At 69.0% G+C, this 10,848-nt stretch carries 9 protein-coding genes; 4 read left to right on the plus strand and 5 right to left on the minus strand.

Annotated features, from left to right (window positions below; all coding sequences use genetic code 11):
* Window positions 1-23 precede the first annotated feature (23 nt).
* Window positions 24-626, plus strand: a complete 603-nt coding sequence (locus tag ABTZ89_RS08275; protein ID WP_351041756.1) for a TetR/AcrR family transcriptional regulator — start codon at window positions 24-26, stop codon at window positions 624-626.
* Between the two features lie 189 nt (window positions 627-815).
* On the opposite strand, the gene ABTZ89_RS08280 is transcribed toward ABTZ89_RS08275, so the two are convergent.
* Window positions 816-1,436 (minus strand): YigZ family protein, encoded by a 621-nt coding sequence (locus ABTZ89_RS08280; RefSeq protein WP_270950110.1) that lies wholly within the window; start codon window positions 1,434-1,436, stop codon window positions 816-818.
* A 152-nt stretch (window positions 1,437-1,588) separates the two neighbouring features.
* Between ABTZ89_RS08280 and ABTZ89_RS08285 the strand changes: the two genes are divergently transcribed.
* The gene (locus tag ABTZ89_RS08285; protein WP_270950111.1) at window positions 1,589-1,786 is read left to right on the plus strand and encodes a KOW motif-containing protein; all 198 of its coding nucleotides are present in this window, start codon (window positions 1,589-1,591) and stop codon (window positions 1,784-1,786) included.
* 327 nt (window positions 1,787-2,113) lie between these two features.
* Here the strand turns inward: ABTZ89_RS08285 and ABTZ89_RS08290 are convergent, their stop codons facing one another.
* Window positions 2,114-3,235, minus strand: a complete 1,122-nt coding sequence (locus tag ABTZ89_RS08290; protein WP_351041761.1) for a 5-methyltetrahydropteroyltriglutamate--homocysteine S-methyltransferase — start codon at window positions 3,233-3,235, stop codon at window positions 2,114-2,116.
* Window positions 3,236-3,505: 270 nt separating this feature from the next.
* Here ABTZ89_RS08290 and ABTZ89_RS08295 point away from each other — a divergent pair, with 270 nt between their 5' ends.
* Entirely contained in the window at window positions 3,506-4,657 is a 1,152-nt protein-coding gene (locus ABTZ89_RS08295; protein WP_270950113.1) for an FAD-dependent monooxygenase, read from the plus strand.
* 67 nt (window positions 4,658-4,724) lie between these two features.
* Here ABTZ89_RS08295 and ABTZ89_RS08300 read toward each other — a convergent pair whose 3' ends face one another.
* Together ABTZ89_RS08300 and ABTZ89_RS08305 are read right to left on the minus strand one after the other, a co-directional pair.
* Window positions 4,725-5,555 carry an aldo/keto reductase gene (locus ABTZ89_RS08300; RefSeq protein ID WP_270950114.1) on the minus strand — a complete coding sequence of 277 codons (831 nt, stop codon included), beginning with the start codon at window positions 5,553-5,555 and terminating at the stop codon, window positions 4,725-4,727.
* Window positions 5,556-5,729: 174 nt separating this feature from the next.
* A complete protein-coding gene (locus ABTZ89_RS08305; protein WP_351041765.1) occupies window positions 5,730-6,935 on the minus strand; it encodes an MFS transporter in 1,206 nt (401 codons plus the stop codon).
* A 397-nt stretch (window positions 6,936-7,332) separates the two neighbouring features.
* On the opposite strand from ABTZ89_RS08305, the gene ABTZ89_RS08310 reads away from it, so the two are divergent.
* Window positions 7,333-8,730, plus strand: a complete 1,398-nt coding sequence (locus ABTZ89_RS08310; RefSeq protein WP_351041768.1) for an arylsulfotransferase family protein — start codon at window positions 7,333-7,335, stop codon at window positions 8,728-8,730.
* A 90-nt stretch (window positions 8,731-8,820) separates the two neighbouring features.
* Here ABTZ89_RS08310 and ctaD read toward each other — a convergent pair whose 3' ends face one another.
* Entirely contained in the window at window positions 8,821-10,515 is a 1,695-nt protein-coding gene (gene ctaD / locus ABTZ89_RS08315; RefSeq protein ID WP_351041771.1) for an aa3-type cytochrome oxidase subunit I, read from the minus strand.
* Window positions 10,516-10,848: the final 333 nt, after the last annotated feature.

The following is a 10,848-nucleotide window of genomic DNA, read 5'->3' on the forward strand; positions in this document are numbered from 1 at the left end:
GTTGCATTGGAAAGGTTGGTGACGTGCCGAAACAGGTCGACCACGAGGCTCGGCGCATCCAGATCGCCGAAGCGCTGCTGCGCCTGGTCAGCCGCGGCGGGCTGGAGGCGGTGAGCCTGCGCGACGTCGCCGCGGAAGCGGGCATCTCGATGGGCGCGGTGCAGCACTACTTCAAGACCAAGGAGCAGATGCTCCTGCACGCGATGGACCACGTGACCAAACGCGCTGGTGAGCGGATCGTGGCCGCGCTGAGCAAGCACGGCGAACGGCCGCCCGTGCGGGAGGTCGTTCGCACGGTGATGCTCGAGATGCTCGCGCTCACCGAGGACAGCCGCATGGAGTTCCTGACCCACCTGGCGTTCTTCCAGCGCGCCCTGAACTCGCCAGAGCTCAGCGCGAGCTACCGCGAGTGGTGGCCGGAGTTCGAGCACTGGCTGGCCGGGGAACTCCGCACGGCGCAGGAGTCGGGCGAACTACCGGCGGACCGGGATCCGGTCCGAGAAGCGGAGGTGTTGCTGACCGTCCCCGACGGCCTGTCGATCGGCCTCCTCCTCGGCCAGAGAACGGGCGAGGAGTCGATCGCCACGATCGACTACCACCTGGACCGCCTCTTCGGCACCACCTGACTCCCCCGGGGCGCTCCGCCGTCCGCGGTCACGCAAATTCAATGGAAATCAGATGTCCAATTTCCATTGAATTTGCGGAAGTTCTCCACAGCGAAGACGACCTGTCCACATCCATCGGCGTGTCGGGATCTGACACGCCGAGGGCGTGGGGTTTCCGCTGGTAGTGCGGACCCCGGTCGGGGTGTCCGGTCAGGCGGGGACTTCGGCGTGGGTGAGGCCGCCGAGGGTGGCCTCGGCGGTGCCGCCGGTGGCTTCCGCCAGCCAGGTGCGGAAGGCGTCCACTTCGGACACCGGAACGTTGATGTGGAACCGGACCACGTCCTGGTACTCGGTGTCGACCACCTGGTAACCGGCCGATCGCAGATCGTTGTCCAGCTTGCCCGCGATCAGGTAGTCCACCGAGGTCGTCACGGTCCGCACCGGCCTCCGCTCGAGCAGGCCGACGTGGTCCAGCGCGGCCGACACCGCGCCGCCGTAGGCGCGCACCAGGCCGCCGGCGCCGAGCAGCACCCCGCCGAAGTACCTGGTCACCACGGCCACCGCGTTGGTGATCTCGTTGTGCCGCAGCACCTCCAGCATCGGCACCCCGGCGGTGCCCGCCGGCTCGCCGTCATCGCTGGACTTCTGGACCTCGCCCAGGTCGCCGAGCACGAAGGCCGAGCAGTGGTGGCGCGCGTCGTGGTGCAGCTTGCGGCGCTGCTGGATGAACTCCCGCGCCTCGGCCTCGTCGGTCACCCGCGCCAGCGCGCACAGGAAGCGGGACTTCTTCACCTCCAGCTCGTGCTCACCGGGCTGCTTGATGGTGCGCATCCGTCCCCTTCGGCAGGTGGTGTTCCTCACGGCCCCGGAGGGCCGCTCCGGCCATCCTCCCATTGCAGCAATGGTGCAGGTCAGCGCGGCATGTCGACGATCGGGGGACGGCGATTTCCGTTGTGGCCCGCGGCCACGTAACGTCCCCCCTCATGGAGCAGTCCTCGAGCCCGTTCGAACCAGGCGCGCGGGTCCGCGCCACGTTCGGCCGGTTCCGCGACAAGGTCGGCACGGTGGTGGAGACCGCCAGCGGCCTCCCAGAAGTCTTCGAAGGCCCCGTCCTGTGGGTCCGCTTCGACGGCGCGGAAGAGCCCGGCCTAGTAGCCGGCCGCTTCCTCGAAGCCGCATAAGACGCAGTTTCACTGAGGTTTTCCATCCTCGTTCTGCGTGTCGGTGCAAGTAGCGGAACCTCAGCGTCCGCCTGGACTGCGGGTGCCCAGCCTTATGTAATGCCAATACACGGCGGGTGGGCCGTCCTCGCCAGGCGAACGCTGAGAACCCGCGGCGGTGCAAGTGCCGAGGGTGGGCTATGCGCCTGCGGCTCGCCGCGCGGTGCCGGTCATGCCTCGCAGTCGCAGACCAGGGGATGTGCAGTTTCAATTGAAACTGTGTTCAGTCGTGACTGAAATCTGCAGTCGCAGTGAGCGCCCTCCACCCCGGTCGGCGACCGCGAGGGCTCAGCCCCAGACCTCGGCGGCGGTCTCGACGACCAGGCGCAACTTCGCCACTTCCTCGTCGTAGGTCAGGGCGTTGCCGTCCTTGGTCGAGGCGAAACCGCACTGCGGTGACAGGCACAGCTGGTCGAGGTCGACGTAGCGGGCGGCTTCCTCGATGCGGCGCTTGAGCGAGTCCTTCGATTCCAGCGCGCCGCGCTTGGTGGTGACCAGGCCGAGCACCACGGCCTTGCCCTTCGGCACGAACCGCAGCGGCTCGAAGCCCCCGGAGCGCTCGTCGTCGAACTCCAGGAAGAACCCGTCCACCTCGAGCTCGTTGAACAGCGCCTCCGCGACGAAGTCGTAGCCGCCCTCGGCCACCCACGACGAGCGGAAGTTCCCCCGGCACATGTGCGTGGTCACCGACAGGGTGTCCGGGCGCCCGCGCAGCGACTCGTTGATCAGCTGGATGGTCTGCAGGTGGGCCCGCTCGGCGTCGTCGCCGCGCGCGGTGAGCTGCGCGCGCTGCTTCGGGTCGTTGAGGTAGGCCAGGCTGGTGTCGTCGAGCTGCAGGTAGTGGCAGCCGAGATCGGCCAGGGCCCGCACCTCGGCGCGGTAGGCCGCGGCCAGGTCGGCGCGGAACTCGGCCAGGTCCGGGTAGACCGCCGGGTCGATGGCCGCCCGGCCGCCGCGGTAGTAGAGCATGCCCGGCGAGGGGATGGTCAGCTTCGGCGTCGCGGTGGTGACGCGGTCGGCGAGCGCGGTGAAGGCGTCCTCGAAGATCGTCCGGCTGAGCCCGATCTTGCCGTTGACGTGCAGGTCCGGCGTGGCGAACTCGATGTCGCCCTGCTCGTTGTGGAACTGGACCTTGAGGTCGGCGTTCTCGACCTTCTCGACGCCGTCGAGCTGGTACAGGAAGTCCATGTGCCACGAGCTGCGCCGGAACTCCCCGTCGGTGGCGCTGTGCAGGCCGACCTCCTCCTGCATGGCCACCACCTGCGCGATCGCCTCGTCCTCGACGCGGCGCAGCTCGGCATCGTCGATGCGACCGGCGGCGTGCTCGTCGCGGGCGTCGAGGAGGGATTGCGGGCGCAGCAGGCTGCCGACGTGATCGGCGCGGAACGGAGGGGAGACGCGAGGGCTCATGACGGCAACATAGTTCGCTCCTGCGACCGTGCCTACCCGGCGATCGCGGGACGTCGGAGCCGACCGCGAGTTCCGGGCAAAATTCGCACTCCGCTCACCAGGTGATGTGAGATGGCGAACAGCGGCGGGAGTTCCGCTGTCCGCAGCACGCCTGGGGCGGCCGGCGGAAGTCTTTATTGGTCCAGTTGTGAGCAAGGACAAATCGGTACTTCCGGTCTCCTGGATAAACTCGAGCTGGACAACTGACGTCGGGGCTGACGGATGGAGACGATGCGGGTTCTCGTGATCGGAGCCGGAGTCGGGGGACTCGCCATCGCCAACGGATTGGCCGGCAACGGCCATGACGTGCAGGTTTTCGAGCATTCCGAAGCGCTGCGCACCACTGGCGCGGGAATCACCGTGTGGAGCAACGGAACTGCTGCGCTGCGCGATCTGGGCGTCGACATCGAAGCCTCCGGCCGTCACCTGAGCAGCCTGCGCTCGCTCACCGAAACCGGCCGGTTGCTCTGGGAAGCCGACCTCGGCGAGGTCACCGAGCGCCTCGGCTCGCCGACGGTGCAGATCGCGCGCCGCGCGCTGATCGCCGAGATGGCCGCCGCGCTGCCGTCGGACGTGCTGCACTTCGGCCGCCGCTGCGTCGGTGTCGTCGAGCACCCGGACCGCGTCGTCGTCGAGTTCGACGACGGCACCAGCGCGACGGGCGACCTGCTGATCGGCGCCGACGGGCAGCGCTCGGTGGTGCGCCGCGAACTGCTGGGCGGCGAACCGGCGAAGCCCACCGGCTGGGCGAGCTGGCAGGGCTTGACGCGCAGCGACTTGCCCGTCGCTCAGGGCCACCAGACGTTGAACATCGCCGGCCGCAACGCGCACTGCGGCCTTATCCCGACCGGTGGCGGAATGCTGCACTGGTGGTTCGACATGCCGTGGAAGGAAGGCGACCCGGTGCTCTCGGTCGCCGACCTGCGCGAGGTCTTCCGGGGCTGGCCGGACCCGGTCGAGCAGCTGCTCGCCTCGGTCGCCGACGACGACCTGGGCTTCTTCCCGCACATCCGGCACAAGGTCCCGCAGGTCTGGGGCGGTGCGCGCAGCACGCTGCTCGGCGACGCCGTGCACGCGATGCCGCCCGCGGTCGCGCAGGCGGCCAACCAGACCTTGGAGGACGCCTGGCTGCTCACCCAGTATCTGTCCGATGTGGACGGTGATCTGGCGTCCCGGCTCCGCGCCTACGAGCAGGAGCGCCGCCCGCGCGCCCTCAAGGTGTCCCGCACGGCGGCCCTGACCTCGGCCCAGCGCAGCACGCCGCTGCAGCGCCTGGCGAAGTTCCCGGGCTGGCTGGCCACCCGCAGCCAGGTGGCCTCGCTCCGCTCCGGCAGCAACGTCCTCCGCGGCTTCGCCTCCCGCCCCGCAGTCCAAGTCGCCTGACCACCCCCGAACGCGGAACGGCCCGCCGCGCCGGAGGGCGGGGCGGGCCGTTGTGGCGGGGTTCGGCTCAGGCGCCGAAGGTGTCCGGGTCCGGACCGACGCGGACACCGGTCGACAGGCCGGTGATCGCCGCGACGTCGTCGTCGGCGAGCTCGAAGTCGAAGACCTCGATGTTCTCCTTGATCCGCGACGGGGTGACCGACTTCGGGATCACCACGTTGCCCAGCTGGAGGTGCCAGCGCAGCACGATCTGCGCCGGGCTCTTGCCGTACTTCTCGCCCAGCGCGGCCAGCGTCGCGTCGTCCAGCAGGCCCTTGCCCTGGCCCAGCGGGCTCCACGCCTCGGTGGCGATGCCGTGCTCGGCGTGGAACGCGCGCAGCTCGGCCTGCGGCAGGTTCGGGTGCAGCTCGATCTGGTTGACCGCCGGCACCACGTCGGTCTCGTCGAACAGGCGCTGCAGGTGCGGGACCTGGAAGTTCGACACCCCGATCGTCTTGGCGCGGCCGTCGGCGTGCAGCTTCTGGAACGCCTTCCAGGTGTCGACGTACTGGTCCTTGGCGGGGACCGGCCAGTGGATCAGGTACAGGTCGACGTAGTCCAGGCCGAGGCGGTCCAGGCTCTCGTCGAACGCCTTCAGGGTGCTGTCGTAGCCCTGCGCGTCGTTCCAGAGCTTGGTGGTGACGAACAGGTCCTCGCGCTTGACGCCCGACTCCGCGATGGCCTGGCCGACGCCCGCTTCGTTGCCGTACACCGCGGCGGTGTCGATGCTGCGGTAGCCCGCCTCGATCGCCGACCGGACCGGCGCGACGACCTCGTCGGCCGGGACCTGGAAGACGCCGTAACCGAGCTGCGGCATCGCTGCGCCGGTGTTCAGCGTGATGTTCGGAACCTGTGTCATGTGGGTGCTTTCCTCCGCAGATATCGCGTTCGTCGCCAGCCGCGAAGGGCCGACACGAGGTAGAACCGATCCAGTTGATCGTGGATTCCCGCCACGCCGTGTGGCGCATGCCGCAAGCCACCGTATTTCACCGGGAGCGCGAACGCCCGGGCAGTGTGACTCCTGTGGCGCCGGTCAGCTGACCTCGACGGACTCCGCGGCGGCGCGGTGCGAGGCGACCGCGGCGGCGGGCTGCCGCTGGTTGCGGTCCAGCCAGCCGGACAGCAGCGCGAAGCCGAGGCCGACGAGGGCCAGCAGGGCGCCGACCCAGCTCGGCGCGGTCAGGCCCAGCCCGGCCGCGATGACCAGGCCGCCGAGGTAGGCGCCGAGCGAGTTGGCGATGTTGAACGTGGACTGGATGCTCGCCGAGCCCAGCGCCGGTGCTTCCTTGGCCTGGTCCAGGATCCGCGCCTGGATGCTCGGGATGGCCGCGAAACCGGTCGCCCCGATCAGGAACACGGTGATCGGCGCCAGCACGGCGCTGTGCGCGGTGAACACGAACAGGCCGAGGCTGGCGGCCAGCGCGGTGAGGAAGACGTACAGCGTGCGCATCGGGTTGCGGTCCGCGAGCCGCCCGCCGAGCGCGGTGCCGACGGTCATCCCGACGCCGAACAGCGCGAGCAGCGGCGTCACCGCGGTCGGCGAGTAGCCGGTCACGTCGGTGAGCACCGGCTTGATGTAGCTGTAGAAGGAGAAGGTCGCGGCGAAGCCGAACACCACGACGGCGAACGCCAGCCACACCTGGGGGCGGCGGAACGCGCGCAGCTCACCGCGCAGGCTGACGTCGGTGGGCTTGGGCTGGTCCGGCACCAGCGCGGCGACGGCGGCCAGCGCGACCACGCCGATCACCGCGACCAGTCCGAACGCCCAGCGCCAGCCGAGCGCCTGGCCGAGCAGCGTGCCGAGCGGAACGCCGACGATGTTGGCGACGGTCAGACCGATGAACATCATCGAGATGGCCTGGCCGCGCTTGTCGGCCGGGACGAGACCGGCGGCCACGACGGCGCCGATGCCGAAGAACGTGCCGTGCGGCAGGCCGGCGACGAACCGGGCCGCGAGCAGCAGTTCGTGCGTCGGGGCGAACGCGGAGAACAGGTTCCCGACGGTGAACAGCACCATCATGCTCAGCAGCATCGCCTTGCGCTTGGTCCGCATGCCGAGCATGGTCAGCAGCGGCGCGCCGATCACCACGCCGAGGGCGTACAGGGAGACGTAACCGCCGGCCTCCGGGATGGTCGCGCCCAGGTCGGTGGCGACCTCGGGCAGCAGACCCATCATCACGAACTCGGTCGTTCCAATCCCGAATGCGGCGATGGCCAGGGCCAACAGGGCAATGGGCAAGGAAGTCTCCTCGTCTGGACGTGCTGGGCGGGTGGGTGATCGCGTCCTCGCCGCGGGCGTGCCGGAGCGGCCGCTCGCGCGGCTGGCGGAAACGATTCAGGAAGACGGCTCGCACTGGCGCTCCCCAGGTGTTCCCAACAGTAGTCCCGCGCCCCGTTGTTCCCGAACCGTTTATGAACCGCGCCACGTCCGGCTTCGCTCGTTCGGCCCAGCGGTCAGCGGAAACCGTCCGTCCACTATGGACTTCTCGAGTGCGGTGCGCACATCCGAGAGCCGGTTCCGGTGTGCGATCTGACGCCCGGGCAAAACGTGGAAACTTTTCGCAACTGACTACCTGCGGGCAGTTGATCAGTGATAGCCCTCGAGCCGACCCCATCCCCGGTGGACGGAGTGGCCGATGCGCTCGAAGGTCGTCGCAGTACTGCTCGCGGCGTTAGCACTGCTGGTGGCGACCGCCGGGATCGGCGTGTCCGCGCCGCCCGAATCGCACCACTTCATCACCAGGCCGGACCTGAGCCCGCCGGTGGTGCGGATCGACACCCCGGCCAACGGCACCGAGCCCGGCAGCATCTTCGTCGCGCCGCACGGCACGGCCGCCCAGAGCGGGCCGATGATCATCGACGACACCGGGCAGCCGGTGTGGTTCCAGCCGGTCGGCGACGGCGCCCAGCTGTTCACCATGGACTTCAAGGCGCAGACCTACCAGGGCCAGCCGGTGCTGACCTGGTGGCAGGGCGCGCCGCACCCGGGCTACGGCGACGGCGAGTACGTCGTGCTGGACCGCTCCTACCAGCAGATCGCCACCGTCCGCGCGGGCAACGGCCTGAAGGCCGACCTGCACGAAATGATCATCACCCCGCGCAACACCGCGCTGCTGATCGCCTACCACACGGTGCAGCTCGACCGGCCCGTCGTGGAAGGCGTCGTGCAGGAGATCGACATCGCCACCGGCGCGGTGCTGCTCGACTGGCGCAGCCTGGACCACGTGGCGCTCGACGAGTCGACCGTCCCGCTGCCGGAGGACCCCGCCGCGCCCTACGACTACCTCCACCTCAACTCGATCACCGAGGACGCCGACGGCAACCTGCTGATCTCCGCCCGGCACACCGACACGATCTACCAGGTGGACCGCGCGACCGGCGACGTCCGGTGGCGGCTCGGCGGCAAGCGCAGCGACTTCGCGGCCGACCCGGACGCGGTGTTCGCCCGGCAGCACGACGCGCGCTGGCAGCCGGACGGCACGATGAGCCTGTTCGACAACGCGGCCAGCGAACCCGGACCGGTGTCCCGCGGGCTCGTGCTCGCCGTCGACCAGGAAGCGCGCACCGCTCGCGTGGTGCGCGAGTTCAAGCACCCCGGCGGCGGCACGAGCGTCAGCCAGGGGGACCACCAGGTGCTGCCGGGCGGCAACAGCTTCGTCGGCTGGGGATCGCAGCCGGAGTTCACCGAGTTCGACCAGAACGGCGAGGTGGTGCTGCACGGATCGCTCGGCGACGGCATGCCGTCCTACCGGGCCTTCCGCCTGCCCTGGGCGGGCACGCCGACCGAGCCGCCGGTGGCGGCGCTGAACGACGACACGGTGTACGCGAGCTGGAACGGAGCGACCGAGGTCCGCACCTGGCGCGTCCTCGCCGGCCCGGCCCCGGACCAGCTCAACCCGGTCGCGGACGTCCCGAAGGCGGGCTTCGAGACCTCGGCGCCGCTGCCGTCGCCGGCGCCCTACGCCGCGGTCGAAGCTCTCGACGCCAACGGCCAGGTCCTCTCCCGCTCCGAACCCGTTCCCGCCGGCGCCTGACGCAAATTCCATTGAAATCGGACCTTCGATTTCAATGGAAATTGCGGACCCCCGGTGCGTCGGGACCCGACACGCCGGGGAGCGTCGGCCCTAGCGGCTGCGCCGCAGGTCGGCGTGGGCTTCGACCTCCAAGCGCTCGACCATGTGCGGGTAGTGCAGCTCGAACGCCGGGCGGATCGACCGCACCCGCGGCAACGACGTGAAGTTGTGCCGCGGCGGCGGGCAGGACGTCGCCCACTCCAGCGAGTTCCCGTGCCCCCACGGGTCGTCCACGTCGGCCACCACGCCGTACCGGTAGCTCTTGAACACGTTGTAGAGGAACGGCAGCATCGACGCGCCCAGCACGAACGCGCCGATGGTGGACACCACGTTCAGCGCGGTGAAGCCGTCCGAGGCCAGGTAGTCGGCGTAGCGGCGCGGCATGCCCTCCGCGCCCAGCCAGTGCTGCACCAGGAACGTCAGGTGGAAGCCGACGAAGGTCAACCAGAAGTGCATCCTGCCGAGCCGCTCGTCCATCATCCGGCCGGTCATCTTCGGGAACCAGAAGTACACCCCGCCGAACACCGCGAACACGATGGTGCCGAACAGCACGTAGTGGAAGTGCGCCACCACGAAGTAGGTGTCGGTGACGTGGAAGTCCAGCGGCGGGGCCGCCAGGATCACCCCGGTCAGCCCGCCGAGCAGGAACGTCACCATGAACCCGATGGAGAACAGCATCGGTGACTCGAACGTCAGGTGCCCGCGCCACATGGTGCCTATCCAGTTGAAGAACTTGATGCCGGTCGGCACCGCGATCAGGAACGTGGCGAAGGAGAAGAACGGCAGCAGCACCGCGCCGGTGGCGAACATGTGGTGCGCCCACACGATCGCCGACAATCCCATGATCATCAGCGTGGCGAACACCAGCCCGGTGTAGCCGAACAGCGGTTTCCGGCTGAACACCGGCAGGATCTCGGTGACGATGCCGAAGAACGGCAGCGCCACGATGTAGACCTCCGGATGGCCGAAGAACCAGAACAGGTGCTGGTAGAGGATCGCGCCGCCGTTGGCCGGGTCGAACGCGTGCCCGCCCAGGTGCCGGTCGACCAGCAGCCCGAACAGCGCCGCGGCCAGGATCGGGAAGGCCATCAGCACCAGCAGGCTGGTGGCCAGGATGTTCCAGCAGAAGATCGGCAGCCGGAACATCGTCATCCCGGGGCAGCGCAGGCACACCAGCGTGGTGATCATGTTGACCGCGCCGAGGATCGTGCCCAGCCCGCTGAGGATCAGCCCGGCCGCCCACACGTCGCCGCCCGGGCCCACGCTGAACATCGAGCGCGACAGCGGGGCATAAGCCGTCCAGCCGAAATCAGCCGCGCCGTTGGGCAGCAGGAAGCCGCTGAGCACGATCAGGCCGCCGAACAGGAACAACCAGAACGACAGCGCGTTCAACCGCGGGAACGCCACGTCCGGCGACCCGATCTGCAGCGGCAGCACCACGTTGGCGAAGCCGAACAGGACCGGGGTGGCGAACAGCAGCAGCATGACCGTCCCGTGCATGGTGAACAGCTGGTTGTACTGCTCCTGCGACAGGAACTGCAGCCCCGGCTCGGCCAGCTCGCCGCGCATCAGCAGCGCCATCAAGCCGCCGACGACGAAGAAGCCGAACGACGCGATCAAGTACATGACCCCGATCTGCTTCGGATCGGTGGTGCGCAACCACGGCACGTACTCGCCCTTGCGGCGCCGCCGGGTGGTCCGGGCCCGCGTGGGAATCGGTTGGGGTTCGATCCAGGTCCTGGCCATGCCCGCCTCCAGCGCGCAATCGCCTTTCAACCAGCCCTACCCACCCCACGGCCCCAGCAACCGTCCGGCCCACCGCCGCTCCGCCACCCCGCAGTTTCAATTGAAACTGTGCTCCGCCGTGCCTGGGTTTTACAGTTTCAATTGAAACTGCACACCCGGGCGTGTCGGGACCCCGGCGTGTCGGGACCTGTGGACAGGTTCCGGATCCTGTGGACAACTTCCGCAAATTCAATGAGGCGATCTCAGTGGAATGGGGATGGCCGGTGGCCTGGAGAGATGTGGGCGTGGGGTCCTGGTAGAAGAAGGTCTCACCACAAGATCATTCTTCAGGCC

Origin of the sequence: Saccharopolyspora sp. NPDC002686, assembly GCF_040295745.1 — a bacterium.
GTDB classification, from domain to species: Bacteria; Actinomycetota; Actinomycetes; order Mycobacteriales; family Pseudonocardiaceae; genus Saccharopolyspora; species Saccharopolyspora oryzae.